This is a genomic window from Natronobeatus ordinarius (assembly GCF_024362485.1).
Classification (GTDB): domain Archaea; phylum Halobacteriota; class Halobacteria; order Halobacteriales; family Natrialbaceae; genus Natronobeatus; species Natronobeatus ordinarius.
Genome location: NZ_CP101456.1, coordinates 3,188,786 through 3,214,909 on the forward strand (window position 1 = coordinate 3,188,786; position 26,124 = coordinate 3,214,909).

23 protein-coding genes are annotated in these 26,124 nt (G+C 64.8%); 11 read left to right on the forward strand and 12 right to left on the reverse strand.

What is annotated here, in order from left to right; all coding sequences use genetic code 11:
• Positions 1-15: 15 nt before the first annotated feature.
• The 9 genes from NMQ09_RS16205 to NMQ09_RS16245 form a co-directional block, all read right to left on the reverse strand.
• Positions 16-306: a hypothetical protein gene (locus NMQ09_RS16205; RefSeq protein ID WP_255191624.1), complete on the reverse strand. Its 291-nt coding sequence runs from the start codon at positions 304-306 to the stop codon at positions 16-18.
• Positions 303-1,670: an NrfD/PsrC family molybdoenzyme membrane anchor subunit gene (gene nrfD, locus NMQ09_RS16210; protein WP_255191625.1), complete on the reverse strand. Its 1,368-nt coding sequence runs from the start codon at positions 1,668-1,670 to the stop codon at positions 303-305. The genes NMQ09_RS16205 and nrfD overlap by 4 nt, the downstream gene beginning before the upstream one ends.
• Positions 1,667-3,025 (reverse strand): 4Fe-4S ferredoxin N-terminal domain-containing protein, encoded by a 1,359-nt coding sequence (locus NMQ09_RS16215; protein ID WP_255191626.1) that lies wholly within the window; start codon positions 3,023-3,025, stop codon positions 1,667-1,669. The genes nrfD and NMQ09_RS16215 overlap by 4 nt, the downstream gene beginning before the upstream one ends.
• Before the next feature lie 1,119 nt (positions 3,026-4,144).
• The gene (locus NMQ09_RS16220) at positions 4,145-4,342 is read right to left on the reverse strand and encodes a hypothetical protein (RefSeq protein WP_255191627.1); all 198 of its coding nucleotides are present in this window, start codon (positions 4,340-4,342) and stop codon (positions 4,145-4,147) included.
• Positions 4,343-4,707: 365 nt separating this feature from the next.
• The gene (locus NMQ09_RS16225; RefSeq protein WP_255191628.1) at positions 4,708-5,784 is read right to left on the reverse strand and encodes an NAD(P)/FAD-dependent oxidoreductase; all 1,077 of its coding nucleotides are present in this window, start codon (positions 5,782-5,784) and stop codon (positions 4,708-4,710) included.
• Between the two features lie 208 nt (positions 5,785-5,992).
• The gene (locus NMQ09_RS16230) at positions 5,993-6,679 is read right to left on the reverse strand and encodes a peroxiredoxin (RefSeq protein ID WP_255191629.1); all 687 of its coding nucleotides are present in this window, start codon (positions 6,677-6,679) and stop codon (positions 5,993-5,995) included.
• Positions 6,680-6,869: 190 nt separating this feature from the next.
• Positions 6,870-7,715: a helical membrane plugin domain-containing protein gene (locus NMQ09_RS16235; RefSeq protein ID WP_255191630.1), complete on the reverse strand. Its 846-nt coding sequence runs from the start codon at positions 7,713-7,715 to the stop codon at positions 6,870-6,872.
• Between the two features lie 2 nt (positions 7,716-7,717).
• On the reverse strand, positions 7,718-8,890 hold the full coding sequence (locus NMQ09_RS16240; protein ID WP_255191631.1) for an NAD(P)/FAD-dependent oxidoreductase: 1,173 nt from the start codon (positions 8,888-8,890) through the stop codon (positions 7,718-7,720).
• A 320-nt stretch (positions 8,891-9,210) separates the two neighbouring features.
• The gene (locus tag NMQ09_RS16245) at positions 9,211-10,314 is read right to left on the reverse strand and encodes a rhodanese-like domain-containing protein (protein ID WP_255191632.1); all 1,104 of its coding nucleotides are present in this window, start codon (positions 10,312-10,314) and stop codon (positions 9,211-9,213) included.
• 221 nt (positions 10,315-10,535) lie between these two features.
• Here NMQ09_RS16245 and NMQ09_RS16250 point away from each other — a divergent pair, with 221 nt between their 5' ends.
• From NMQ09_RS16250 to NMQ09_RS16260, 3 genes are all read left to right on the forward strand, one after another.
• Positions 10,536-11,714, forward strand: coding sequence for an MBL fold metallo-hydrolase (locus tag NMQ09_RS16250; protein ID WP_255191633.1), 1,179 nt, complete (start codon positions 10,536-10,538; stop codon positions 11,712-11,714).
• A 7-nt stretch (positions 11,715-11,721) separates the two neighbouring features.
• A complete protein-coding gene (locus NMQ09_RS16255) occupies positions 11,722-11,871 on the forward strand; it encodes a DUF7512 family protein (protein ID WP_255191634.1) in 150 nt (49 codons plus the stop codon).
• A gap of 251 nt (positions 11,872-12,122) precedes the next feature.
• Positions 12,123-12,497 (forward strand): winged helix-turn-helix domain-containing protein, encoded by a 375-nt coding sequence (locus tag NMQ09_RS16260; RefSeq protein WP_255191635.1) that lies wholly within the window; start codon positions 12,123-12,125, stop codon positions 12,495-12,497.
• 51 nt (positions 12,498-12,548) lie between these two features.
• Here the strand turns inward: NMQ09_RS16260 and NMQ09_RS16265 are convergent, their stop codons facing one another.
• Positions 12,549-13,424, reverse strand: coding sequence for a sulfurtransferase (locus NMQ09_RS16265; protein WP_255191636.1), 876 nt, complete (start codon positions 13,422-13,424; stop codon positions 12,549-12,551).
• A 190-nt stretch (positions 13,425-13,614) separates the two neighbouring features.
• Here NMQ09_RS16265 and NMQ09_RS16270 point away from each other — a divergent pair, with 190 nt between their 5' ends.
• The 4 genes from NMQ09_RS16270 (at position 13,615) to NMQ09_RS16285 (ending at position 17,910) form a co-directional block, all read left to right on the forward strand.
• Complete coding sequence (locus NMQ09_RS16270) at positions 13,615-14,784, forward strand: MBL fold metallo-hydrolase (protein WP_255191637.1); 1,170 nt, start codon at positions 13,615-13,617, stop codon at positions 14,782-14,784.
• A gap of 25 nt (positions 14,785-14,809) precedes the next feature.
• Positions 14,810-14,953, forward strand: a complete 144-nt coding sequence (locus tag NMQ09_RS16275) for a DUF7512 family protein (protein ID WP_255191638.1) — start codon at positions 14,810-14,812, stop codon at positions 14,951-14,953.
• Positions 14,954-14,957: 4 nt separating this feature from the next.
• On the forward strand, positions 14,958-15,986 hold the full coding sequence (locus NMQ09_RS16280) for a sulfite exporter TauE/SafE family protein (protein WP_255191639.1): 1,029 nt from the start codon (positions 14,958-14,960) through the stop codon (positions 15,984-15,986).
• 73 nt (positions 15,987-16,059) lie between these two features.
• Positions 16,060-17,910 (forward strand): cation:proton antiporter domain-containing protein, encoded by a 1,851-nt coding sequence (locus NMQ09_RS16285; RefSeq protein WP_255191640.1) that lies wholly within the window; start codon positions 16,060-16,062, stop codon positions 17,908-17,910.
• 200 nt (positions 17,911-18,110) lie between these two features.
• Here the strand turns inward: NMQ09_RS16285 and NMQ09_RS16290 are convergent, their stop codons facing one another.
• Entirely contained in the window at positions 18,111-18,947 is an 837-nt protein-coding gene (locus tag NMQ09_RS16290) for a universal stress protein (protein ID WP_255191641.1), read from the reverse strand.
• Between the two features lie 411 nt (positions 18,948-19,358).
• Here NMQ09_RS16290 and NMQ09_RS16295 point away from each other — a divergent pair, with 411 nt between their 5' ends.
• The 3 genes from NMQ09_RS16295 to NMQ09_RS16305 all read left to right on the forward strand — a co-directional run bounded on the left by NMQ09_RS16295 (position 19,359) and on the right by NMQ09_RS16305 (position 22,750).
• Positions 19,359-20,114 (forward strand): helix-turn-helix domain-containing protein, encoded by a 756-nt coding sequence (locus NMQ09_RS16295; protein WP_255191642.1) that lies wholly within the window; start codon positions 19,359-19,361, stop codon positions 20,112-20,114.
• 184 nt (positions 20,115-20,298) lie between these two features.
• On the forward strand, positions 20,299-21,762 hold the full coding sequence (locus tag NMQ09_RS16300) for a cytochrome ubiquinol oxidase subunit I (protein WP_255191643.1): 1,464 nt from the start codon (positions 20,299-20,301) through the stop codon (positions 21,760-21,762).
• Entirely contained in the window at positions 21,755-22,750 is a 996-nt protein-coding gene (locus NMQ09_RS16305) for a cytochrome d ubiquinol oxidase subunit II (protein ID WP_255191644.1), read from the forward strand. The genes NMQ09_RS16300 and NMQ09_RS16305 overlap by 8 nt, the downstream gene beginning before the upstream one ends.
• 491 nt (positions 22,751-23,241) lie before the next feature.
• On the opposite strand, the gene NMQ09_RS16310 is transcribed toward NMQ09_RS16305, so the two are convergent.
• Positions 23,242-24,390 (reverse strand): acyl-CoA dehydrogenase family protein, encoded by a 1,149-nt coding sequence (locus NMQ09_RS16310; protein WP_255191645.1) that lies wholly within the window; start codon positions 24,388-24,390, stop codon positions 23,242-23,244.
• Between the two features lie 190 nt (positions 24,391-24,580).
• Here NMQ09_RS16310 and NMQ09_RS16315 point away from each other — a divergent pair, with 190 nt between their 5' ends.
• Positions 24,581-26,059 carry an MATE family efflux transporter gene (locus NMQ09_RS16315; RefSeq protein ID WP_255191646.1) on the forward strand — a complete coding sequence of 493 codons (1,479 nt, stop codon included), beginning with the start codon at positions 24,581-24,583 and terminating at the stop codon, positions 26,057-26,059.
• Positions 26,060-26,124 lie beyond the last annotated feature (65 nt).

The following is a 26,124-nucleotide window of genomic DNA, read 5'->3' on the forward strand; positions in this document are numbered from 1 at the left end:
AACCGGGGTGACCGGTCAGTAGAAGATGACGCCGATCAGCAGCGTCTGGATAAGCATCGCGGTCCAGAGCAGGACGATCAGTCCGAAGAAGATGCCCGTTCCGAGCAGGGCCGTCCGGACGTCACGCGGGTTGCCGAGGAACCACGCCAGCAACATGACGTACACCGGCACCAGGATGACGCCGAAGACGAGCCACGTCCCCGGGCCCGGGAAGCCGGCGACAGAGCCGTCGCCGTGGTAGTCCTGGAAGAGGAACAGCAGGTTCGTGGCGAGCCACGTCGTCGCTGCGTAGACGCCAGGGATCATGCTTCAACCTCCGCTTCCTGGGCACTTTCGCTTTTCGGTTCGTGACCGTGACCGTGGTCACCACGCAGGTGTTCGATGGCGTGGAGTTCGACCACGGGAACGATCTTGGCCACGACGAGGAAGAAGAGCACGACCATGCCGATCGTGCCGATGACCGAGAAGATCTCGATGATACTCGGGAAGTAGCTTCCTGGGACGGCGTCGTAGAGACCGAACGTCGGGTACATCAGCCCTTCGGCGACGAAGAACGCCTTCTCGACGAGCGTCGCGATGAGTACGACCACACCCGTAGCGACGGCGCGTGGCTTGGTGAACAGCGACGGCCGGATCGTCTGGGCGAAGATGTAGCCGAGCGCACCGAACACCAGCGCGATCGAGCCGACGTAGGCCGGGTGGGAGAGTTTCGCGGCAGTCGCGTACGTCTGGTCGGTCGGTGCGGCGAAGACGCCGCTGGTGATCTGCTGGAGCTGCAGCCACAGGAACAGCAGGGAGAAGAAGCCGAGCCAGAGCGTCAGGCCGCGGAAGACGTCGTCGGTGATGATGTGATCCCAGTCGTAAGCGTTCCGGAACGCGAACGAGATGATGATCACACCGGCGATCGCCGAGGTGAGTGCGATGGTGAGGAACTGTGGTCCCTGGATGGCGCCGAACCAGCCGGGCATCGTCGGAATCAGCGCGAACAGCCACGGGATCACCCCACCGTGGAGCAGCAGCGGCGCCATGATGATGATCGCCAGCGCGAGCCACCAGACCATCCGCTCGACGACCGGATCTTCCTTCTCGGAGTAGCCGATCGTCAGCAGCTTATAGATCGGTTCGAAGTGGCTCGGCAGGTCGTCACGCAGCCGGCTGACGTCGTATCGGAGCGTCAGCAGCAGGTAGGTCGCGGTCATCACGAAGTACATCGTGATGACGGTCACGTCCCAGACCAGCGGCGAGTTGTTGACCGTCACGTGGTAGTAACCGAGGATGGAGGTGACCATCCGGTCCGGACGGCCCATGTGGACGATGATGTAAAAGCCCGCCGCCGACAGGCCGGCGATCGTCAACAGCTCGGCGAGTCGGGCGACCGGCATGTACCGGTCCATCCCGAGTAGTCGAACCGCCGCCGAGAGGATGATCCCCCCGTGAGCGATGCCGACCCACCAGATGAACGCGCCGATGTACAGCCCCCAGGTCACACCGCCACCGCTGCCCCAGTCCGCGAGGCCGGTGACGATCAGTCCTTCGGAGAGCTGGTAGGACCACATCATGAGGAAGACCCCGAACGCCAGCGCCGCGAGGGCGAAGGCCACGAAGAACTTCTTCGAGGTGTGTTTCATCGGACGGAGGATGTCCTCCTCACTGGGCGTCTTCGTACTCACAGCAGGTCACCCCCGAGGGTACCCTCGTCGAGCACTTCCTTGCGCTCGTCGACGATGTTCAGGTCGTCGCGGGCCGCGTCGAGTTCCTCGTAGGAGACTGCCGTCGGAATGCCCCGCTCGCGAGCCTCCTCGGCGCTGATCTGCTCGGCGTTCGGGCCGGGCTCGTTGCCGACGAAGACGACGTTCGGGTTGGTCCCGATGTCCTCGAGCAGCCGGAACGTCGAGTTGGTAGATTCGGTCAGCTGATCGATCAGCCGGCCGGGGTTGCCGTCCTCGTCCTCGAGTTCCTCCTCGAGACGCTCGCGGAGTTCGTCGTCGTCGATGTCGTCGATCTCCCGGCGCTGGACCTCGCGCAAGAACTCGCGGGGATCGCTGTCGGGGTCGTTCATGTCGCCGAACTTGATGATGCCTGGCGGACAGTGAACCTGACAGGCGGTCGTCCCCTCGAAGGTCTCGCCCATATAGCCGTCCTGGCGGGTCGGACACATCGTACACTTGCCCATGACGCCGCGGGGTGGGCGGCTGTCGACCCACTGACCGCGCTCGTCGTAGACGTGGTTCTCGTCGATCTCCTCCTGCGGGACGTCGGGTTCGGCCCACTGGAAGTAGTTGACGCCGTACGGACAGGCCACCTGACAGTAGCGGCAGCCGATACAGACGTCGTAATCGGTCAGCACGAGCCCGTCTTTCGAGCGGGTGTGGCGGGCCGTCGTCGGACAGACCTTCTCACACGGCGCGTCAGAACAGTGCTGGCAGTTTCGGACGAGCAGCTTCGCGTCTTCCTGGGTCTCGTCCTCGTAGTGGAAGACGTACATCCAGTTCGCCCCGGCGTCGAGGTCGTTCTCCTCGGCGCACGCGGCGACGCAGGTGAGACAGCCGTCACAGTTCTCGAGGTCGATGACCATCCCGAGCTGGACGCCGTCGCCGTCGTCGTCCTCCTGGGCGGCGGCGATCGATGCCTGGTCGTCCGGACCGGCGACGTTGTCGTGTGTCGCCCAGCCGGCCAGGCCGAGGAACGCCGCGCCGGCGCCCATCTTCTTCATCACTTCACGGCGGTCCATGTCGCCGTCGCCTTCCAGCTCGGCGAGCTTGTCGAGGAGACCGCCTCCTTCTGCTTCCTGTGCTTCCTCCCAGGCTTCGACAGTCGGACGGTCGTCCACGCCGAACTCCTCGACGACGGCGTCGTGGTACTTTCCGTGGAACTCCGCCTCGCTGATCTCGCCTGCGACGAGACGCTGGGCGTCTTTTGCCATCTCGAGTCCGAGATCGGTGTCGTACTCGGTCTCGTCGAGCTTTTCTTCTAGTTCCGCTTCCCACTCCTCGCCGAGCGGGTGGAACGAATCGTCGGTGCTCATGTTTTCTTTTGCCTCTATGTTACCTGATGTGGGTACGGTTGGCCGCAGAGTTACGCGCGGGCGTGAAGTTCATCTGACTCCATGTCCTCCGCTTACCGCTAGTTGGTTCTCGCTGTCAACGGAACTTAAGCGTTCCTTCTTTGGTGAAGCTTTCCTGGCCGCCACAGTGGCCCGAACTGAACGTATGTGTTGTGTGTTAGTACTCGACACGGCTCGGCCGGGTCTGGGCGTTGGTTCCCGTTTAGGAGGCAATAACTGCTGCCATCTCTGCTTCTCGAGTCGTAACTGGCGCGATTGGTCGACTCGTGTGACTCTCCTCGATCTCCGAACGCATCGCCGACCGCCCGTTTCGATGCCGACACCCGAGATCACGACGGTCAAGAAACCTGCACCCGATCGGTCAGCTCGGTTCGACGATTCGATCGGTCAATTCGACGGGTTGCCATCAATTAGCCATCTCCCATAACATATATCAGAAGATATATTATGACACCCCTCGTCCGGCTTCAGTTCGACCGCTCGGCGGCCTTCGAACGGCGTCGACGACGGCGGCTCGTTCAGCGCGTCACGCCGGATCTACCTCGGAAGAATCGATCGGTAACACGCCGGTGGCGTCGTACACTATCGACCGAATTCGTCCAATAGTCGCGACACGGTCCGTGTCAGTTGCGACATGAACCCGGGTTTGAACCACTCTCCGTCCCCGGAGCGCCGATCGTCGGTGGTGAGTGTGCCACAGCCGGCGGTCGGTGTTCGACCGACCAACTGGGCGTCCGCCACGTAGTATCGAAATTCAAAGATGATCTCAGAAATGAACCATATCTGATGGTATGGATCCGTGGGCCCCGCCGACCGATCAGATGACTATTGACACCAGTTGCCACGATATGACTTAAACGTTCCCCCTCGAGCGACGCCGGGACGTCACCGCCGCGTGAGGCGGACCGATCGCTCGAGGACCGGCGTGAGAATACGGAAGCCAAGTCCTCTACAGTAGCCACTGACGTTCACCGACTACTGTCTCGCCGTTACCGACCGCCAGTACACAGCTGCTCCGATCAACCGTCAGAGCCGGTGGCCCATCGCCGGTTCGAATCGTTTCAAAAACCGTATTCCCGTTCAGCCGGTTCGATAGTTCGGCGAGAAGACGCCTCGACCGGTAGGAACGATATCCTCGTTCTGGTGGAGGCGGGTGCACGCGTTCTCGACGGTGAGGGGATGTTCCTCGAGTCGGTCAGCCAGCTCGAGGACGTGCAGTTCGCCGTGCTCGGACAGCGTTTCACGGATCTGTTCTTCAATCGCTCGTGCCGTCGTCATCGGAGACCCCCATCCGCGTTCACGTGTGGCAGGGTCCGATCTCGATCCCGTGGTGTCATACGTCTCGGTGGTACGTGTGTTCGACCAGAATAATCGGCGAATCCTAATGGCTGTATCTGATTCCCAGTTCGTGAGAATCACGGCGGGGTATGTATCTGAAACCGTGCTATCGCCGGTCACGGAGTTGATTCTGTGGATCGTTCGGGTCCCGGGACGCTCGCCGACTGGAGGTGTGGTCCGTCCCCACTGCGTTCGAACCGCACGCTGGCGTCGAGCCGGCGCTCATAACGGCTGTCGTGAGGCGTTACCGATGCAACCGCAAGACGGTTCGCGGTTGCATCGAAGAACGGCCACAACAGACAGAATCAGTCGTCGACGGCAGCGTCGCCTTCTCCAGTTATATCGTCGCGCGGGCCGCCCGCGTGTCCTTCGTGAGCAACGGCCGTCTCGAGGAGCGCAGGCGAGATGGCAGGGACCTCCTCGTCCGTGACGGGACCGTGTGCGTCGAGGTCCTCGAGCGACCGCGGGAACGCCCGCAACTCCTTGTGGATGGCGATTCCGGCGTTCGCCCCCTGACCCATCGCGACGGGGATCTGGTTGTGTCCCGGCGTGAGGTCGCCGACGGCGTAGACGCCGTCGACCGAGGTTCGGCCGTGGTCGTCGACGACGACGGTGCCGTCGTCGTTACGCTCGAGTTCTATCGCGTCGGCGAGGTCCGCGTGGTAGTTCGAGCCGTACATCGGGAAGCCGCCCTGGTAGTCGCGCACGGTGCCGTCCTCGAACTCGAAGGACTCGAGCCAGCCGTCCTCGCCCTTGTTCATCGCCGTGATCTCCGCCTCCACGACGTCGACGGGATGGCCCTCGAGTAGTTCGGCGGTCTCCTCGCTCCACTCGGGCTCGTTGCCGCGGGTCAGCAGGTCGACGTCGTCGGTGTAGTTCAGCATGATCATGGCGACGTAGGCGGCAGCGTCGCTCGTCCCCATCACGAAGACGGGTTCGTCGACGAACATGTACGCGTCACAGTGGACGCAGTAGTGCAGTCCCCGGCCGGTCGGCGGGAGCGGTGGGTCGGGGCGCTGGTCGGCGAAGCCGGTCGCGAGGACGACGCGACGGACCCTGACCGCTTCGTCGCCCAGGGAGACGCGAAAGCCGTCGTCGGCCGACTCGCCGAGCGCCTCGAGGTCCTCGACGAACGCCCGTCGGAACTCGGCGCCGTAGCTGCGTACCTGCTCCCTGCCGGTCTGTAAGAACTCGTTGCCCGAGACCTCCTCGGTGATGCCGATGACGTTGTGCGTGTCGCGCATCATCGCCGCGCGGCCGCCACCGCGGTCGACGACCAGCGTCTCGTGGCCCAATCGCGTGGTGTAGAGCGCGCTGGTCAGCCCCGCCGGCCCGCCGCCGACGACCGCAACGTCGTAGTCGAACCCGTCGTGTTCGTGCATTCGTGTGTAGACACGAACGGTCGGGAAAGTAAAAACGTGTACGTGTTCGTCGGCTGGGCCGGTCCATCCGGTCGCCGGCGGTGTGGGGCCGTCGCTCGAGCGGGCTCGAGGTGCGAGAATCGACGACGATCGAACCGTCCCGACTACCGAACCGTCGATAGCGGCGACGCGAACGATCCCGCCGGGAGCGAACGAGTCGTGGGGGTCGTTAGATATCTTTCAGCGTGAACCACCAGTCGTAGGCCTCGAGGTCGTCGTCCGCGTCGGCTTCCTCGAGTCGGGCCGTGGCGTCGGCGTCCGTGCTCGGCGGCGAGAGCAGCGCCTTATCGCCGAAGCTCTCGTTCTCGGGCCAGTCGGCGGGCAGGGCGACACCCTCCGCCTCGTGGGTCTGGAACGCGCGGATCGACCGCAGGATCTCGTCGATGTTGCGACCGATCTCCATCGGGTAGTAGAGGATCAGGCGCAGTTCACCCTCGGGGTCGACGACGAAGACGGACCGGACCGTCGCGGAGCCCGCTCCGGGATGGAGCATGCCGAGTTCGGTGGCGACTTTGCCCTGTTCGTCGGCGATGATCGGGAACTCGATCTGCTCGTCGAGCTCCTCGTCGATCCACTCGGTCCACTTGATGTGAGAGTGGACGCGGTCGACCGAGAGCCCGATCAGTTCGGTGTCGAGTTCCTTGAACTCGTCGTAGCGCTGCTGGAACGCGACGAACTCGGTGGTGCAGACGGGCGTGAAGTCACCGGGGTGGCTAAACAGCACGAACCACGACCCCTCGTAGTCGTCGGGGAGGACTTTCGTCCCGTGGGTCGTCTCCACCTCGAGTTCGGGGAACGGGTCGTTCAGCAGCGGCATGCCGGGCGATTCGTCAGTATCAGCTACGTCTTGGGACATCGCAACTAATTCTACGGCATCGGAAACTATAGTTCCTCTTGAGCAAGAAGTCATTTCCCGTTTCTCGGTCCAGAGAGAGCCCCCGGAAATATTTTCGGCTAGTTTGAGAGAGAAGCACGGCAGTAGCTCACACATCGGTCGCGGTCGGCGACGATCGCAAAAATCGGAACAAAAATCGGAACGGTCGCGATCAATTCGACTTCGTCGCACCCATCCGTCGGAGAAACTCGATCAGGATGCCGAGCCCCTGGCGGACGTCGTCGTCACGAAGCGCGCCGAGCATCCCGAACAGACCGACTTTCTTCGGTGGTTCCTCTTCCGTGAATGCGCCGAGACCCGCCTCGACGGCGTCGATGAGCTCCTCGTCGCCGAGTCGATAGCCCAGGACGAGCATGTTGCCGAGGTTCTGCCCGAGCTGGTGGGGATCGATGTCCGCCTCGACGTACGCGCTACTGAGTCCGGCGACCATCATCCGGAGCTCCGCGATCGGCGCTCTGTTCTCGCGGGCGACGTCGACGGCCTCCGGGATCAGGTCCTCGGCGAGGTCGGTGACGACCTCGAGCAGGTCGAACAGTTCGACGAGGGTGTCGACGTTCTCGCCGAGTCGCTCGAGCAAGACGAGCGTCTCCTCACGCTCTAAGGCGAACCGCAGCTGCTCGATCGTCTCACGGTTCTCACGAACGATCGTCTGGAACTCCGGCGCCAGGTCGTGTGCGAGGTCGTCGACGACCTCGAGCGTGTCGAGGAGTTCGACGAGCGTGTCGGCATTATCCCCGACGCGCTGGACGAGTACGAGCGTCTCCTCGCGCTCTAAGGCCATGCGCAGTTCTGCGATCGGTTCCCGGGAGTCGTGGGCCGCCTCGCGCAGTTCGGGAGCGAGGTCCGCCGAGAGCTCCTGGACGACGACCAGGAGTTCGAGCAGCTCGGCGAGCTCCTCGTCGTTCTCGTCGATCGCACGGGCGAGTTGGCTGTCGGCCGGCGGCTCGAACTCGGTCCCGGCGAAGGCGTCGTCCGTCGATCGATTGTCCTGTGCCATCGTTACGGGAGTGGGTCGTAGCCTCGCATCCAGGCGTCCCAGTAGACGGATGGGAGGACGTTGACGTCCATGATCCAGTTCAGCTTGCTCTCGACGGGGGCGGAGATCGGCCCCTCGTAGTCGAACTCGGCGATCAGCGCCTTCCCCTTCTTCGTGAGCAGCGGGCAGGCCGCGTAGCCGTCGTACTCGGCGCGCATGGGCTCGTCCCGGAGCAGGGCGGTCAGGTTCTTCCCGACGACGTGAGCCTGCTTGCGGGCGGCGGCGGCGGTCTTCGAGTGCGGGGCGTTCTCACAGTCACCCAGCGCGAAGACGTTCTCGTACTCGTCGTGCTGGCAGCTGTGCTGGTCGATGGTGACGTATTCGCCGTCCTCGGAGTCGTCGGCCAGCGGCGAGCCCTCGGTGATCGCTTTCTGCCCGAACTGGGGGGTGACCGGGGCGTAGAGGTCGTACTCGATCTCCTCGCCGTCGGCGGACCGAACGACGTTCGCGTCGGGGTCGATCTCCGCAACCGAGAAGTTCTCCTTGAACTCGATGTCCCGATCGTTCCAGATCTCGTACAGCTTGTCACGGTAGGGCTGGACGCCGAAGTGGTGCTCGGCGTTGCGGGTCATGATGACCTCGACGTCGTCGCGGATACCGCGCCGGCGGAAGTAGTCCTCAGCGAGCATCGTCAGCTTCAGCGGCGCGCCGGGACACTTGATCGGCGTGTCGGGCTGGGTGACGAGGAACGTCCCACCGTCGAAGTTCTCGAGTGCGTCACGCATCTCGAGGGCGGCCTCGTAGTGGTAGAACGGGTAGACGTCGTCGGTCTCCTGCCAGGCCTCGAGCAGCCCGGGCGTCGCCGTCGGGTCGAGTCGGTGGCCGGTCGCGACCACGAGGTAATCGTACTCGAGGTCGTCGCCGGCTTCGAGGGAGACGGTCTGTGCGTTGGGATCGACGCCCGTGACGGCGTCGTGGACGAACTCGACGTCCGGTTTCAGGAGCTCGTCGACGTGTCTCGACTGGTCGGGATCGAGGTAGCCGAACGGGACGAGATAGAACGACGGCTGGTAGAAGTGATCGGTACTCTTGTCGACGACCGTTACCGTGGCCTCGGATCGGTCGAGTTTTCGCCGGAGGATGTTGGCAGTCATGGCACCGCCGGAGCCGGCACCGAGTACGACTACGTGCTTCATTGTACAGCCCTTGATAGCCACCCCGGGAACCTCAATATCTTCCTTCGAACAATAATGTATGATACCCACCACCTACTCGAGTGAGTGGCGCAATTATTGCACAATCATTGCCTCGATTGGGCGGCGGCCGTCCCTGCAGTATCGGCTGCCGACCGTCAGAGTAGTGTTCGACATCGCGCGTCGGCACCCGTCGAACGTCAGCGCACACCCGGTCACGGACGTCGACGACCAGCCTCGGCGACGAGGTCGAGGCTGGTCGCTCGGCTGCGGTCGGCTGGAACTCGTTTCAACGACCACTATCGTATCGGACCTCGAGACGCTCACTCGTCTTCTGCGTCGGTTTCGACCGGGGCGCCGATCAGGTTCCCCCACTCGATCCACGAGCCGTCGTAGTTCGCGACGTCACGGTGGTCGAGCAGCTCCGAGAGGACGAACCAGACGAGCGCGGATCGTTCGCCGACGTGACAGTAGACGATCGTCTCCGTGTCGGGAGTCACGTCGCGGGCTGCGAACAGCTGCTCGAGTTCGGTCACGTCCTTGAAACGAGCGTCGTCGTCGACGACCTCGGACCAGAGGAGGTGAATCGTCCCGGGGATGTGCCCGGCCGTCCGTGCTTCCGGGAGGTCGTTGGATGGACGCGCCCGTTTGCCCTCGTACTCCTCCGGCGAACGGACGTCGACGATGGTGACGTTCCGGGACAGCGCCGCCTCGATGTCTCGCCGGTAGGCCCGGATCCGTTCGTCCGCCGGCTGGGCGACGTACTCCTGGCGGGAGACGGTCGGCTCCTCGGTCGTCAGCGGGCAACCCGCCTGGACCCACGCGTTCTTTCCGCCGTCGAGCAGGCGCACGTCCGTGTGTCGATAGTACTTGAACAGCCAGTAGAGGTACGCCGCGAACTGGTTCTGCTCGGTGCTGTAGATCACGACGGTGGACTCCTCGGTGATCCCTCGCTCGCCGACGTACGCCTCGAACGTCTCCCGGCTGGCCAGGCCACAGCCCTCGACGTCGACGAGATCGTTCATGATGTCGATCTGAACGGCTCCCGGGACGTGGCCGCGGTCGTACTCGTCGTCGGCCTCGACGATCCGAAGGCCAGGATCGTCCCGTTCGGCCTCTGTGAGCCGCTCTCTGACCCACTCGACCGTCACCAGCGACTGCCGACCGCCCCGGCCGTCGCCCGAGCCGCTGGCGTCGCTCGCGAGGCGATAACAGGTCTGGCGACCGTCGTGTAACGCCGGAGACGAATCGACGAGTGAAGCGTCCTCGAGCTGGTCGAGGCCGTACCGGGCCGTCCGTGAGGACAGCATCGTCTCCTCGGTCAGGGCCTTGAGCGTCATCGGGCCCGAGTGAGCCAGCGTCTTGTAAATAAACTTCGAGCTGGGTGGCAAGTCGCCGAGTGTCTCCTCGAGTTCGTCCCGGTCCATTCTTGAGTGTCTCTTGCAACTCTACCTATACATCTTTTACGACCCTCGCCTCAGACTGTGTCGACGGCGCGACGTTCGTTCCCGTCGAGGCGAATATAGAGACCATAATTGTGCCAACTTCGGCCGTATCCGGTGGGTGAACACCCCTTCAGCGAGGGGTATGGGCAATAATATTCACTGCGAGAATTCTTATGCGTCAACCTCCGGTACCGTCGGTCGTAATGGTCGAGACGATCTCCACCGACGAGCTTCGAGTGAAGCTCGATCGCAACGACGACTTCACGCTCTTCGACACGCGGTCACCGGACAGCTTCGAGGAGTGGCGAATCGACAGGGCAGTGAACGTCGAGTACTCCGGCTCGGACGACGAGCTGATCGGCGACTTCGACGCCTACCGCGGTGAACTCGCCCCCGACGACGAGATCGTGGCGATCTGTCGGACGGGCCGCTCTGCGGGGCTGTTCGGCGAGTACCTCGAGGAAGAAGGCTTCGAGAACGTCACGAACGTCGACGGCGGGATGCAGGCCTGGAGTCTGGCCTACGACGTCGTCCCGATCGCGACCCGGAACGACGACCTCGTCATCTTACAGCTGCAGCGGCGGGCGAAGGGCTGTCTGGGCTACCTCATCGGCTCGAAGCGCACCGGCGAAGCGGCGCTGGTCGACGTCACCCGTGCGACGGACGTCTTCCGCCAGGCCGCGAGCGACTACGGCTTCGAGATCGTCCGCGTCCTCGATACGCACATCCACGCCGACCACATCTCCCGCGGCCGCCAGCTCGCAGCCGAACTCGACGTCCCCTACCACCTCGGCCAGCCCGCCGAGACGCGCGACCCGAAGTTTTCGTTCGACGGCCTCGAACCCAACGAGACGGTTCCCGTGGGCCGGATCACGATCAAGGCCGTCCACACGCCCGGACACACCACGGGCATGACGAGCTACCTCGTCGAGAACGAGGCGCTGTTGACCGGCGACACGCTGTTCGTCGAGTCGATCGGCCGCACCGAACTCCAGTTCGCCGGCGAGGACGCCAAAGGTGGCGCGCGCGTCCAGTACGAGACGCTCCACCACAAGCTCATGACCATGCCCGACGACGTGAAGATCCTCCCCGGACACTTCTCGGTCACCGACTGCGGGCAGTACGTCGACGTCACGCCCGGCCTGCCGATGCACTCGACCGTCGGCGAGCTCCGCCAGCACAACGAGATCTTACAACTCGGCGAGGAGGCGTTCGTCGAGCACATGTTCGAGAACCTCCCGTCGAAGCCGCCGAACTACGAGACGGTGATCGCCACCAACGTCGGCGAGTACGAGCCCGACAACGAGGAAGAAGAACGCGAGCTCGAGCTCGGACCGAACCGGTGTGCGGCCACGACCGACAGCGTCGTCGCCGACGACTGACGGAACGATGATCGAGTTCGCCACACTCTCACCACCCATCCAGGCGCTCGTCCTCGTCAGCGTGGTGCTGCTCGAGGCGGTCGTGCTCTACGCCGGCTACGGCGTCCTCGAGCGCGTCGTCGCCCCGCCGTTGCTCGGAGCCATCGAAGGCCGCTGATCGGCCGTCGGGTTCCGTTTCCCGCGGAATCCACTCTGGTTCACACTGCTCGAGAACCGATCCTCGTCCCGTCGTGGGCCACCTGCGTTCTCGAACGCGATATTGTTACTGGCTATTACAGACATATGCGTGTAATGCTCCGAGAATGATGGTGCAATATTTAGTGATTTATATAGGATCGTCTGTGACGCATCGGCGGGAGCATCGATCACCGATGTAGCTAAATCTGACCGGTGGATAGGGACTGACGAATGGTTCGAGAGCGTACCCCGGAGTCGACACCCTCGGCCGACTGTATCTGTGCCGTCCTCGTCGATCCCGACTGTCGGGAGATTATCCGGACGCTCGAGGCGCCGCTGACCACCCCCGAACTCCGGGAGCGTTGTGACATTCCGAAGTCGACGCTCTACCGCAAACTCGACCTCCTGACGGAGGCGACGCTCCTCGAGGAGTCACTCGAGGTCCGACGCGACGGACGACACACGAGCAAGTACGAGCTCAACTTCGAGGCGGTGACGCTGTCGCTCGACGACGAGCGATCGCTCGGGGCGCAGATCGATCGGCCGGCCGAATCGGCCGACGTTCAGCTGGCAGGGCTGTGGTCGGAAGTCCGCAAGGAGACGTGATCATCCCGGGCTCCGTCGAACCGACGGCTCACAGACTCACAGCCGTCGGTATCAGTCGTTCCTCGAGCGGTCCGCGGGTCGACCACGCTCGACGGGCGCACCGACGGTGTTCCCCCACTCGACCCACGAGCCGTAGTAGTGTCGGACGGCGTCAAAGCCGAGCAGTTCGGTGAGCGCGACCCAGGTGAGCGCCGACCGTTCACCGATCCGGCAGTAGACGATCGTGTCGTCGTCGACGATGCCGGCGTCCTCGTAGACCGCCCGAATCTCCGACGGGGGTTTGAACCGGCCGTCGGCCCGGACGACGCGGCTCCACGGCACGTTGATCGCGCCCGGGATGTGCCCGCCTCGCTGCACCCCCTCATTCCATCCCGGTGGCGAGAGAATCTCGCCGCGGTACTCCGCCGGTGCCCGGACGTCGACGAGTTGCGTCCCGGCCTCCATTGCCTCGAGGACCCCCTCACGATCGACCCGAATGGATTCGTCGATCCCGTCGAGATCGTAGGCCCGTTCCGTGACGGAGGGGACGGTGTCGGTCATCGGCAGGTTCTGCTCGAGCCAGTACTCCCGGCCGCCGTCGAGCAGCCGGACGTCGTCGTGTCCGTAGTACGTCAGGATCCAGTAGGCGTAGGCCGCGAACCAGTTGTCGACGTCGCCGTAGCAGACGATCGTCGACGTCTCCGTGATGCCGAGTCCGCCGAGGAGCTTCTCGAACGCCGCTTTCGACGGGACGTCGAAGACCGTCGTATCCTGCAGGTCGGTCCGCCAGTCGACCCCGACCGCGCCGGGGAGGTGTGCCTCGGCGTACGTGTCGGGGACGACGTCGACCTCGACCAGGACGAGTTCGGGATCGTCCCGTTCGAACGCGGGCAGTCGTTGCGCGACCCACTCGGCGGAGACGAGCGTCTCCGTTTCGTCGATTCCCATCTCGATGTCGCGTACGGTCCCCACCGGTTATGAGTCTCTCGGCGCCGTCCCGTCGGCTCGAGCGGACGCGAGCGATGGTTGCGGCAACAACTGTTCGTTTCGCCGCCGGCCGCCGACGACGCCCGAACGAGCGTGACATTTTGGTAGCTGCTCGAATCCTTAAGCCTCGGCGCTGCTAACGTCGATTCGTATGGTAACGTCCATTTCAGCGGCCGAGCTACGGGACAGGATCGACCGCGATGAGTTCGTGCTGTTCGACACCAGGAACCCCGAGGACTTCGACGGCTGGCACATCGCCGGCGCCGAGAACGTCGAGTACTCCTGTGCGAACGACGAGCTGGTCGGCGAGTTCGACCCCGACGCCTACGACGACGACGAGGAGATCGTCGTCACCTGCGCCACCGGCAACTCCGCGGAGGCGTTCGCCGAGTACCTCGAGGAGGAGGGCTTCGAGGACGTCTCCTGGGTCGACGGCGGGATGGAAGCCTGGAGTATGGTGTACGACGTCGTGCCGATCGCGACCGATCGCGACGACCTCGAGCTCCTGCAGCTGCAGCGCCGATCGAAGGGCTGTCTGGGCTACCTGATCGGCTCGAAACGCACCGGTGAGGCGGCGCTCGTCGACGTCACCCGCGCGACCGACGCCTTCGAGCGCGCGGCCGCCGAGTACGGCTACGAGATCGCCCGCGTCTTCGACACCCACATCCACGCCGACCACATTTCGGCCGGGCGCGAGCTCGCCGCCGAACACGGCGTCCCGTACCACCTCGGGCAGGCCGCCGAGACGCGCGACCCGCAGTTCGACTTCGACGGTCTGGAGGCCAACGAGGTCGTGATGGTCGGCGAGATCCCCGTCAAGGCCGTCCCCACGCCGGGACACACCACGGGCATGACGAGCTACCTCGTCGACGGTGAAGCGCTGCTGACTGGCGACACGCTGTTCGTCGAGTCGATCGGCCGCACCGAACTCCAGTTCGCCGGCGAGGACGCCAAAGGTGGCGCTCGCGTCCAGTACGAGACGCTCCACCACAAGATCATGACGATGCCCGACCACGTGAAGATCCTCCCCGGGCACTTCTCGGTCACCGACGACGGCGAGTACATCGACGTCACGCCCGGCCTGCCGATGCTCTCGACGGTCGGAACGATCCGCCAGCGCAACGAGATCCTCCAGCTCGAGGAAGACGAGTTCGTCGAGCACATGTTCGATAACCTCCCGTCGAAGCCGCCGAACTACGAGACGGTGATCGCCACCAACGTCGGCGAGTACGAGCCCGAAGGCGAGGACGAGATGAACGAGCTCGAGCTCGGGCCGAACCGATGCGCGGCGACAGCAGACAGCGCCGTCGCGGACGACTGATTCGAGGGTCGCTATCGTTACGAATATGATTGGAATAGAAGGCGGAGTACTCGGTGGGTTCGCGCTCGTTGGGCTCATCACGATCCAGGCGGTCGTCCTCTACGTCGGGTACGGCTGGCTCGAGTCGATCGTCGAGCGAGCGTACGCGCGCTATCAGCAGGTGAACTAATCGAATGGAGCTACTCGGATTGAGTCTGTCGTTGCTGGTGTTGTTCGTGAGCTTCGGCTTCATGGTGGGCGTGCTGTTCGGTTTCTTCGGGATGGGCGGGTCGTTCCTGATCACGCCCACCCTGTTGATCCTGGGCTATCCCGCCTCGGTCGCCATCGGCTGCGGCCTGGCGTTTTACTTCGGCACGTCGGTCATCGCCGTGATGAAACACTACGACATCGGCCAGGTCGACTACAAACTCGGCGCCATCCTGTTCGTCGTGCTCTCGATCGGCATCGAACTCGGCAGCCGACTCGTCTTCGCCCTCGAGGTGCTAGGGATCGCCGAACTCGTCACCGGCGTCGCGTACGTGGTCCTGCTCGGGGGGATCGGCGCGATCTTCCTCCGCCGAGCGTACGCACTCGAGGATCGGGACGAGGAGGACGACGCGGACGAAGACGACGAGGCGATTCCGGAAATTGGCCAGAAGATCCAGTCGTACACCATCCCACCGATGATCTCGCTCGTCTCCGGCGGGCGGGCGTCGCTGTGGACGATCTCGGGCGCTGGCGGCGGCGTCGGCCTCGTCTCTGGACTGATCGGCGTCGGCGGCGGGTTCATGCGGATGCCAGCGATCTACTACCTCATCGGGACGCCGCTGACGGTCGCCGTCGGGACCAGCCTCTTCGCGGGGCTGTTCTCCGGCGCCTTCGGGACGTTCACGTACGGACGTGCCGGCAGCGTCGACCTCGCGGTCGTCGGTACACTCCTGGTGGGTAGTGCCCTGGGCGCGCGAATCGGCTCGGCGGCGACGACCGTCGTCGAGGAGGACGACGTCATCGTCTACTTCGGCATCATGATGGTGCTCGCCAGCGTCGGCATCGCGCTGCAACAGCTCGCCGGCTGGCTCGACGTCGGCGCGCTCGACATCGTCAGCGTCGTCCTGCTCGTCGGCTCGTCGTTCTTCGTCGCCCTGATCATCCTCTACAAGGTCGCCACGTCGGCCACCGAACCGAGTGCGAACGCCCAGCCAACGCCCGACAGCGACGATTGACCATGTCGACGAGACGCCAGTGCCGTGGGAGACCGTCCGGCGTTCACCCGCCCCGCGAGCGTAATCGATCGTGATGCTCGTCGCCGTCGTCGCCGTTATCCTCGCCCTTGGCGTCGCCTCCCGCGTGCTCGCGGATCGACTGCAGATCCCGAGCGTCCTGTTCCTGATCCTGGCTGGGATCGCGATCGGTCCCGAAGGAGTCGGGCTCGTCTCCGAAGCGACGTTCGGCGGCGGGCTCTCCGCGATGGTCGGCGTCAGCGTCGCCATCATCCTCTTCGAGGGCGGCTACCACCTGCACCGTCGCAAACTCCGGGAGAGTAAAACGGCACTGTTCCGGATCACCACCGTCGGTGCACTGATCACCTGGCTCGGGACGGCGGCCGCCGTCGTCGTCTTCCTCGACACCAGTCTCGAGGTGGGTCTGCTCGTCGGCGCGCTGTTGATCGCTACGGGTCCGACGGTGATCGGCCCGATCCTCCAGGTCGTCACCGTCCGTGAGCACGTCGCTGCCGTCCTCGAGGGCGAGGGCGTGATCAACGACGTGACGGCCGCAATCTTGGTCGTCGTCGTCTTCGAGGTGCTCATCGTCGGCACCGGCGGCACGATGCTATTCGTCGGGGAGTTCCTCCGGCGGCTGTTCGTCGGGCTGGCGTTCGGCGCGCTCGTCGCGGCGATCGTCTGGCTGGTACTCAGCCGCGGGAACCTCGCGCCCGGCACCGGCCCGCTCCACGCTCGACTGATCGTCCTCGCCGGCGTCGTCGTCGCCTACGGCGGCGCCGAACTGATCGCGGGCGAGACCGGGATCGCCGCTGCAGCCATGGCGGGATTCGCACTCGGGAACGTCGACCTGCCCCACCACGAGGAGGTGATCGACTTCCTCGACGACCTTTCGGTGGTCGTCCTCTCGTTCATCTTCGTCGCGCTGGCGGCGCTGATCGACTTCGAGGACATCCTCACGCTCGAACTGGCCGGGCTCGCCATCGTCGTCGCGATCACGATGGTCATCCGGCCGACGGTCATCTATCTGGCGACGACCAACGAACGGTTCACTCGCAACGAACGACTGTTCCTCAGCGCCGTCGGCCCGCGCGGGATCATCCCCGCCAGCGTCGCGACGCTGTTCGCCGTCGAACTGCAGGCGCTCGGCCGGCCACAGGAAGCGCAACTCCTGGCGGGGACCGTCTTCCTGCTCATCTTCGCGACGGTCATCCTCCAGGCCGGCCTGGCACGACAGATCGCGGACGTACTCGAGGTTTCACCAATGCGCACCATCATCGTCGGCGGGGGACGGGTCGGCCTGTCACTCGCCGAACGGCTCGAAGCCGACGGAGAGAACGTACTGCTCGTCGACCAGGACCCCGATGCGGTCGAGAAGGCCCGTGAACGCGGCCTCCGTGCGCTCGAGGGAGACGGCACCGACGCCGACGTGCTCGAGCGCGCTGGCGTGACCGAGGCGAAGACGATCACCGCTGCCACGCCGGACGACGACGTCAACCTGCTCGTCTGTCAGCTCGCGAAGACGAGCTTCGGCGTCGAGACGGTCGCCTCGCGGGTCAACCAGCCCGAGAACGTCGACGCCTTCGAGGCGCTCGGCGTGCGGGCGATCGACCTCTCGATGGCGACCGCCTGGTCGCTCGAGAACGTCTTAGAGCGGCCGTCGCTGTCGGCATGGATGAACGAACTCGGCCGGACCGGGGACGTTCAGGAGATCGAAGTGACGGCGTCGGACCTCGTCGGCAAGACGATCGCCGAACTCAACGCCGAGATTCCACACGGCTGTCTCGTCGGCTTGCTCACGCACGCCGATGGGACCACGGAGGTGCCGACCGGCGACCACGAGCTCCGGGACGGGGACCGCGTCACGTTCCTCGGGCGGACGGACGCGGTAGACCGCGCCGTCAAGCGGTTCCATCCGCACGACTGAACGACGTCGCGACTCCCGGTCGCCTGTCGGGCGAATTATCGATCGGTCCTGTACCGAGCACTATAGTGCTCGTTGAAACGATTTACACCCGGTCACAGCCGAGCGGCCAGCCTCGGCCTCGTTGGCGAGGCTGGCCGCCAACGGTCGTGACCGGGTGTGCAATGACTTTCAACGGTTACTATAGCGGACGGTCGGGCAGCTCACTTCGGCGGGACGAGCAGCACGTTCCCGCGTGCGTTCGCGACGACTGTCTCCGAGACGCTTCCGAGTAACAGCCGCCGCAAGCGACTGTGCCCGCGCGTGCCGAGCAGCGTCGTCGTCGGCTCGTGGGTCGCCTCCGCCTCGAGGAGCTCGTCGGCGGGAGCGCCCTCGCGGACGTCGATCGTCGCGTCGATGTCCCATTCCTCGAGGCGGTCGGCCAGCTCCGAGAGACGGTCCTCGGCCGTGACGTCGCCGTCGGGGCCGGGGCTGTTCGGGCTCTCGACGTGGACCAGCGTGGCCTCCCGGGTGGCGTGGCGAAGGTAGGAGAACGCCTCGAAGGCACGATCGGCGTTCGTCGAGAAGTCGGTCGCGTACAGCAGCCGTCGGAAGAGTTGTTTCTCGACGAGTTCCGGTTCGTCGACCTCGCGCTCGATGCGGTTGACGAGCAGCGGCACGACCGTCGTCCGCGCGAGGTTTCGCGTCGTCGAGCCGATGAGGCGGTTCTCGAGTGGCTGCTTCCCGCGCGATCCGACGATCGACAGGTCGGCGCCGACCGCCTCGGCGACGCCGTTGATCCGTCGGTGGGGCGTCCCGCGGACGGCGTGCGTCTCGACGTCGAGTCCGGCATCCTCGATGACGTCCCGGTACCGAGCGAGCGCCCGTCGACGACGCTTCTGGTGATCGATCCCGGGGGTGCCGGCGTGGACGTTCGCGGGAACGACCGTGACGAGGTGGAGTTGTTCGACCCCGATGCGGGAGAGGCACTCGAGGCAGGTTTCGGTCTCGATGGCGGCCTCGCTGGCCGCAGACAGATCTGTCGCATACACGGCTTTCATAGCCGTCGTTCGGAACGCGCGAGTAATATCGCTGGTGGTTCATTCACCTAGAGCGTGACGACGGCCAGCGATCGGCTGGCGCGTCAGGCGGGGTTCGACGTCCGATGGGGCGTCCAGGACCAGAACGGGCTCAATGTTCCAGTCCTGGCCGCTCCACTGTGAGCAGTGTACACCCCGTTTCAGTTGTTGCGATAATTGCCGAAACGTTTTCCCGGGCCGGAGCTGTGACGAATATCTGCCCGTTCGACTCGCTTATCCGCGCTGGACCGCTAGCACGAGTAACGGCGACCACCGGCCACCGGACGTGGGGCGCACTCGTATGGCTGCCGTCGTCGACTGTCACAGCCGTATCGAGCGACGCTGTAGCGTTGCGGACTCCGTCGCGTCACCACTGCACCACTGATTCAACCGATGACGACCGAGACACCAGCCCGACTTCGGGAGTTTACCTTCAGTATCCACTACGACCGCGGGACAGACCCGGTCATGGACGTCTTTCACGACCACCCGGAGCTGACCGCGTCGGCCATCGACATCTGTACCGGCGACCGGTCGTACGTTCGACTCCACCGGTTTCAGGGGCCGCGTGCGGCGACCGACCGACTCGAGGCCGAACTCGACGAGCGCGACCACCTCCCGCGGGCGGTCGGCGACCGGCCGTGTCGCGGAACCGGGACGTCGTTCTCGCTCGAGTGTACGACGCGTCGGCGATTGATCTACTCCTACGTCGAGGAGATCCGGGCGTGTGAGTCGGTCCAGGGCGTCGTCTGTTCGCACCTGAGCACGGGGACAGTCTGTGAGGTCCACCAGCGGGAGGGCGTCGAGTCGTGGCGGCTGTTGATGCGCTCCGACGAGAACGTCGGACTCGTGTACGACCGGCTCGCGGCCGGCCTCCGGGACGGCCTCCGGTTCGAGGTCGGCCACTTAGGCGAGGCCGTCGACTGGCCCAGCGGCGGCATCGTCGACGTCGAGCTGCCGGGCGCACAGCTTCAGGCGATCCAGGAAGCTGCCGCGAGCGGCTACTACGAGCGACCGCGAGAGATCACGGTCGAAGCCCTCGCCGAGGAGCTCGACGTCCCACGGTCGACGCTCTCCTACCGCCTCCGGATGGCCGAAGCGACGCTCGTCAAACGCTACCTCGAGCGGTTCGGCGACGACGGCGAGTAACTCCCCGCTCTACTGGACCTGGCACGGTCTCTCGCGTTCTCGATGGAAAACGGGTCGGTTCGCTATCTAGTCTATCTCACTAGTCAACGTAAATAGTGTTCGGGTTCGGGAATCGAAAGTTGGCGAGATCCAAGATCTAATTTAGCGTTCTCCAACCCGTTCGTTCGAACGAATGGTGAGTCCGATGTACGTAACGACGATCGCCGGTTCGGTGTTCGCCGAGTCGGCACAGACGGTCGCACTGCTGCTCGCGTTTCTCACGCCCGAACTCGCGAGCCGGATACAGTTCGGCTGGGCGATCACGATCCACATCATCTTCGCCGCCCTGTCGGTCGGGCTGGCACCGTTTCTCGTCTACTTCGTCGTCCAGGAGGTCAGGACGGGCGAGGAGCGATACGCCCGCCTCCGGAAGTTCTGGACGAAAATCTTCGCCGTCGGTTTCGTCATGGGAACCGTCACGGGGATCCCCATGGGATTCATGTTCGGGACCAACTTCGCCACGTTCTCCGAGGTCTCCGGCGAACTGATCGGCGGCCCGCTCTCGTTCGAGGCCAAGATGGCCTTTTTCCTCGAGGCGTTCGCACTTGGCATCCTGTTGTTCGGTCGTGAGCGCGTCTCGGACCGGATGTACGCGCTCTCGGCGTTTCTCGTCGCCCTCGGCGCGTGGATGTCCGCGTTCTGGATCCTCGTCGTCAACTCCTGGATGCAGACGCCCCAGGGCTACGAGCTCGTGATGAAAGAAGGGGTGCCGATCGCCCAGCTGACCGACCCGATGGCGGCGTTTTTCAACCCCCGTTTCCCGTGGATGTACGTCCACATGCAGAACGCGGCGGTGATCTCCGTGACGCTGCTGGTCGCCGGGATCGCCGCCTACTTCATCTGGAAGAACCGCGACAGCCAGGTCTGGCAGACGGCGCTCAAAGTCGCCATCGTCGTCCTGCTCGTGACGTCGATCTTCCAGGTGATCCACGGCGACATGTACGGCCGCCACGTCGCCGAGACGCAGCCACACAAGTTCGCCGCGATGGAAGCCCACTACGAGACCGGGGCGGCTGACTTACACATCGTCGCAATTCCGACCGAACTCGAGGCGATCACCGACCCGCGGGCGGACAACCTCTACACGATAAGCATCCCGTATCTCGCCTCGTTCCTCGCGGAGGGTGACTTCACAGCCGAGGTGACGGGGCTCAACGACTTCGAGTACGAGTCACCGCCGGTCGCCTGGGTGTTCTGGTCGTTCCGGGTCATGGTCGGCCTGGGCTTCTGGTTCGTCTTCCTCGGCCTGTGGGGCGCCTACAGGCTCTGGCGGGGTGGCCTCTACGAGGACGACCGCTACCTACAGGCGCTCATGCTCTCTGCACCACTTGGCTTCGTCGCGACGATCACCGGCTGGTACGTCGCCGAGATCGGCCGCCAGCCCTGGATCATCCAGGACGTACTCACGACCGCCGAGGGCGTCTCGACCAACCTCGGCTCGACCGAGGCGACGCTGACGCTCGTCGGCTTCGTCGTCGGCTACGTCCTCCTGTTCGGCGTCTTCCTCTACGTCTTCAGGCGCATCCTCGTGGAAGAGGCCGAACGACAGGGGACGGGAACTGAAGACCGCGAGACGCCGGAATCGCCCGGGGTGATCGCGGATGACTGAGCTGCTCTCTCACACCGAGTACCTGGTCGACTCGTTGCCCGAGCTCTGGTTCGGACTCGTCGTCGTCGCGCTGGGCGGCTACCTCCTGCTCGACGGCTTCGATTTCGGCCTCGGGATCCTCTACGCGGACGCCAACGAGAAAGAGCGACAGACGATGCTCGCCGCGTTCGGCCCCGTCTGGAAGGCCAACGAGGTGTGGCTCGTGCTGTTCGGGACGGTGCTGTTCGCGGCCTTCCCGGTGGTGTACGCCAACCTGCTGAGCCGCCACTACCTGCTCGTGTTCGCCATCCTGCTGGCGCTCTCGCTCAGGGGCCTCGGCTCGAAGCTCCGCGGGGAGGGCGACGACGAACGATGGGTTCGCTTCTGGGACGCCTGTTTCGTCGTCGGGAGCACGTTCTCACCGTTCCTTCTCGGGGCGTTCGTCGCGAGCTGGGTGCTCGGTACCCCCTCCGCGTTCGCACCCGGGCCCGTCGCCGTCGGTCTGACGGTCGTCGCCCTCTGTGTCGTCCTCGGAGCCGCCTTCCTGGGCCTGAAAACCGAGGGCTTGCTGCGCGAGACCGTCGCCCGCCGCGGACGGATGGCCACGGGCGTCTACACCGTCGTCCTCCTGGCCACGGTCGCCGTCCTGTACGGCTTCCACCCCGAGTTGCGCCCGAAGATCGTCGCGACGCCGACGCTGCTCGTCGTCGCGGTCACGGCCGCATCCGCCACCGCCTTCGTCTACGCGAGCGCTCGAGCGCGGTACCGCCTCGCCGTCGGCGGCGCCGGAGGGATCGCCGCCGCCTTCGTCGCCTACGTCGCGTACCTGCTCTACCCGTCGGTCGATCCGGCGGTCGGCCTCTCGATCGCCGACGCGGTCGTTTCTCCGCTCCCGCTGAACCTGGCATCGATCTTTGCCGTCACGTTCCTCCCGGTGATCGCGATCTACTTCACCGTCCTCTACTCGGTGTTCAGCGGCCCGGCGAGTCCCGAAGAGAGCTACAGCTGAGCCCTTGCAACCCAAACTACCATATTCCAATATACATATGTAAAGATAAGTATCTCGGCAGAGGTGTGGGGCAGTCTCGAGAGTGTCGATACTCGCTGTCGGCGAGCCGAAGTAAGCAGAACAGCCCCGTATTCGGGGGTAATAGCCCACCCAGGTACGGCAAAGTACACGAATCGGACAGCGAACCGTGGCCGATGGCGAGTGTACCCATGCTCGACGAAGACATCGAGATCGCTATCGACGTTCTTGTGGTCTGCAGACGAGAGCTGGCGGCCTTCATCCGCTGGAAGCGAGATAACAGCCGGCTGGTGGCACGACTGTCCGATAGTCGGTTTGGTGACAGCCTTTGGAGGTGCTCAATAGTGGAGTTTATCTGTAAGTTCTCATCTTGTATCTACTACCTGAGTTATACCGACGGACGAACCGACGGCCCGAGTGCCGCGGAAGTTCGACGACACGACGGTCGCCTGAGTCGAAGGCCGTCCGTCGTGCTACGGGGCCTGTCGGTAGATCAGGTTCCGCTGGACTTCGTTGACGCCCTCGTAGATCACGGGGATGCGTGCGTCGCGGTAGACGCGGGCGATGCGCCGGTCCTCGAGCACCGATCGGCCGCCGTGGAGGCGCATCCCTCGTTCGGCGACGTCGACGGCCGTCTCGGTCGCCTTCGTCTTGGCCATCGCGGCCCAGTAGCCGGCGTTTTCTCGCTCGTCGACGTGCTCGCAGGCGCGCCAGGTGAGCGCGCGAGCGCTCTCGAACGCGACGAGCATATCGGCCAGGTCGTGCTGAACCGACTGGAACTCGTTGACCGTGCGGCCGAACTCCTCGCGCTCGTGGACGAACGCCCAGGCTTCCTCGATGGCGGCCGCGGCGAGGCCGAGGCCGTGTCCCGCGACGATCACGCGGCCGTGGTTGAAAAAGTCCGCGAGCAACATGAAGCCGGCGCCCTCGTGACCGATCAGGTTCTCCTCGGAGATTCGGCAGTCCTCGAGGGTGATGTGGGCCTGCTTCGACGCCCGCATCGCCATCTTCTCGGGGATGTGCTCGGCCTCGTAGCCGTCCGTGCCGGTCGGGACGATGAACAGCGAGTGATTTCCGTACCGGTCGTCCCCGTCGCCCGTCCGCGCGTAGACCGTCACCCAGTCGGCCTCGACGCCGTTGCCGATCCAGTACTTCTCGCCGTTTAGGACGTACGCGTCTCCCGCTTTCTCGGCGCGCGTCTCCATCCCCGCGAGGTCGCTGCCCGTCTCCGGTTCCGAGACCGCGAGCCCGGAGAGCTGCTCGCCCTCGGCGACCGGCCGAACGTACTGCTCGCACTGCTCGTCGGTCCCGTACTCGTAGGTAATCTCACAGCCGAAGCTCGCGAGCTGGAGCGTCAGCGCGATCCCCGCGTCCGCGCGATAGAACTCCTCGGTTGCCGCGAGCAACTGGGCGAGGTCGAGTCCCCGTCCACCCCACTCCTCGGGGATGTCTTGGGCGACGAGTCCCGCGTCCTGGCCCGCCTCGAGGACCTCCCGCGGGTACTCCCCCGATCGGAAGTACGCCTCCGCGTTCGGTTCGATCTGTTCCTGGGCGAACTCGCGGGCCTCGGCTTTCACGTCGTGAGCGTGTTCGGGAACGATGGCGTCGTCGAGCAGTTCCATGCCTGGTAAATGGTCGCACGCGCCATAACTCTATGGAACGAGGAACAAGTTTTCAGTTGTAACCTTCACGAACCCGCGACCTTTTCGCGTGTCAACAGTTCCCTGATACATGGTATCGAATCGAAACCGGTCGTCGCTGCCGGCTCGAGAAGGGCTTTTTGTCGGGGTTGGCTAGCTCCGGTCGATTCTCGTGGTCCGCCGTCTCCCTAATCCGGTTCGCCTGCCGATCCTCTGGATCGGGCTCGCACTCGCCCGCCTAGGGCTGATCGAGCGCGAGCGGGCGCGCCGGACGACGGACCTCGCCTGGCCGCGGGTCGTCACGGGCCTGGCCCGGATGTCAAAGAGCGCCGTCGACGTCGCGATGGTCGGCGTCGCCGTCGGCACGGCGGCGATCGCTGGCGTCGGCTTCGCGACGCCGTTCTGGGGGCTCGCGTTCGTGATCGGCGGCGGCGTCGCTGGTGGCACGATCGCGCTCGTCTCCCAGCGATTCGGCGCGGAGGCGTTCGACGAACTCGGACAGGCGATACGCTCGAGTGTCGTCCTCGTGGTCGTCCTCTCGCTACCGTTCACGGTGGTGTTCTGGCTCTACCCCGAAGAATTCGTCTCGCTGATCACTGACGATCCCGAGGCCATCGTCCACGGCGCGGCGTACCTGGGAGTGGTCGCCTTCGCCATCCCGTTCGCCGGGCTCAACCTGATCGGGAGTCGGACGTTCGTCGGGATGGACGACGCCTGGACGCCGATGGTCGTCCGGGCGGGTGGCGCGGTCGCGAACATCGGCCTCAACGCCGTCCTGATCTTCGGCTTCGAACTGGGCGTCACCGGAGCGGCGCTCGGAACGGTGCTGGCCAACGTCGCGGTGACGGCGACGTTCGCCCTCGCCCTGGTTACGGGCTGGCTGCCCGGCGTTGGAACGCTCCCGGTGCGGATCGATCCCTTCGGGTCCTACTTCGACGGCGGCACGATCCGGGATCTCGTCACCATCGGCCTCCCCGTGATGGGGACGAACCTCGTCTGGACGTTTGCCGAGTTCCCCATGCTCTGGATCGTCGGCGGCTTCGGCCAGGGCACCGTCGCCGCGTACGTCATCGCCAGACGGATCTGGGGGCTGATGAACACCCCCGGCTGGGGCTTTGGCCTCGCCTCCTCGAGTCTCGTTGGCCAGGAACTCGGGACCGGCGACGAGACGACCGCCGAAGAGTACGGCCGGGAGATCGTTCGCTTTGCAGTCGCCGTCTACCTCGTCTCGGCCGGGATCGTCTTCGCCTTCGCCGAACCGATCACGCTCGCGTTCACCGACGATCCCGCCGATCCAGCAGTCCCGATCGCGGTGACGCTCGTCCACGCGGCGTGTCTCGCGGTGATCCTGCAGGGCGTCTCGAGTTCCGCCGCCGGCCCGCTCAACGCCAGCGGCGACACCCGATGGCCCTTTTACAGCCAGGCGCTCGGGATGTTCGGCGCGGCGATCCCGCTCGCCTATCTCGGGACGACCAGCCTGACGGTTCCGGGGCTGGGGACGATTCCCGCCCTCGGCCTGTGGGGGCTCTACCTCGCGTTCCTCGCCGAGACCGCGGTGCCGGCGACGATCAACTACTATCGGTTCTCGACGGGGCGGTGGAAGGCGATCAGCCGGACGTACCGACCCGGAACGACTCCCGGAGACGATTGAACCGCCCCCGAGACTCGCTCTCGCGTCACGATCGCCCTCGATCAGTAAGTGTGACACTCTCTAGG

Bases quoted from the DNA above. Each gene is read 5' to 3' on its own strand.
- NMQ09_RS16255 (WP_255191634.1), top strand. From the start codon at position 11,722: ATGATCGAGTTCGCCACACTCTCACCACCCATCCAGGCGCTCGTCCTC.
- NMQ09_RS16245 (WP_255191632.1), bottom strand. From the start codon at position 10,314: ATGGACCGGGACGAACTCGAGGAGACACTCGGCGACTTGCCACCCAGC.
- NMQ09_RS16290 (WP_255191641.1), bottom strand. From the start codon at position 18,947: ATGAAAGCCGTGTATGCGACAGATCTGTCTGCGGCCAGCGAGGCCGCC.
- NMQ09_RS16265 (WP_255191636.1), bottom strand. From the start codon at position 13,424: ATGGGAATCGACGAAACGGAGACGCTCGTCTCCGCCGAGTGGGTCGCG.
- NMQ09_RS16250 (WP_255191633.1), top strand. From the start codon at position 10,536: ATGGTCGAGACGATCTCCACCGACGAGCTTCGAGTGAAGCTCGATCGC.
- NMQ09_RS16230 (WP_255191629.1), bottom strand. From the start codon at position 6,679: ATGTCCCAAGACGTAGCTGATACTGACGAATCGCCCGGCATGCCGCTG.
- NMQ09_RS16225 (WP_255191628.1), bottom strand. From the start codon at position 5,784: ATGCACGAACACGACGGGTTCGACTACGACGTTGCGGTCGTCGGCGGC.
- NMQ09_RS16305 (WP_255191644.1), top strand. From the start codon at position 21,755: ATGACTGAGCTGCTCTCTCACACCGAGTACCTGGTCGACTCGTTGCCC.
- NMQ09_RS16295 (WP_255191642.1), top strand. From the start codon at position 19,359: ATGACGACCGAGACACCAGCCCGACTTCGGGAGTTTACCTTCAGTATC.
- NMQ09_RS16235 (WP_255191630.1), bottom strand. From the start codon at position 7,715: ATGGCACAGGACAATCGATCGACGGACGACGCCTTCGCCGGGACCGAG.
- NMQ09_RS16275 (WP_255191638.1), top strand. From the start codon at position 14,810: ATGATTGGAATAGAAGGCGGAGTACTCGGTGGGTTCGCGCTCGTTGGG.
- NMQ09_RS16240 (WP_255191631.1), bottom strand. From the start codon at position 8,890: ATGAAGCACGTAGTCGTACTCGGTGCCGGCTCCGGCGGTGCCATGACT.
- NMQ09_RS16310 (WP_255191645.1), bottom strand. From the start codon at position 24,390: ATGGAACTGCTCGACGACGCCATCGTTCCCGAACACGCTCACGACGTG.
- NMQ09_RS16285 (WP_255191640.1), top strand. From the start codon at position 16,060: ATGCTCGTCGCCGTCGTCGCCGTTATCCTCGCCCTTGGCGTCGCCTCC.
- NMQ09_RS16205 (WP_255191624.1), bottom strand. From the start codon at position 306: ATGATCCCTGGCGTCTACGCAGCGACGACGTGGCTCGCCACGAACCTG.
- NMQ09_RS16260 (WP_255191635.1), top strand. From the start codon at position 12,123: ATGGTTCGAGAGCGTACCCCGGAGTCGACACCCTCGGCCGACTGTATC.
- NMQ09_RS16270 (WP_255191637.1), top strand. From the start codon at position 13,615: ATGGTAACGTCCATTTCAGCGGCCGAGCTACGGGACAGGATCGACCGC.
- NMQ09_RS16220 (WP_255191627.1), bottom strand. From the start codon at position 4,342: ATGACGACGGCACGAGCGATTGAAGAACAGATCCGTGAAACGCTGTCC.
- NMQ09_RS16280 (WP_255191639.1), top strand. From the start codon at position 14,958: ATGGAGCTACTCGGATTGAGTCTGTCGTTGCTGGTGTTGTTCGTGAGC.
- NMQ09_RS16300 (WP_255191643.1), top strand. From the start codon at position 20,299: ATGTACGTAACGACGATCGCCGGTTCGGTGTTCGCCGAGTCGGCACAG.
- NMQ09_RS16215 (WP_255191626.1), bottom strand. From the start codon at position 3,025: ATGAGCACCGACGATTCGTTCCACCCGCTCGGCGAGGAGTGGGAAGCG.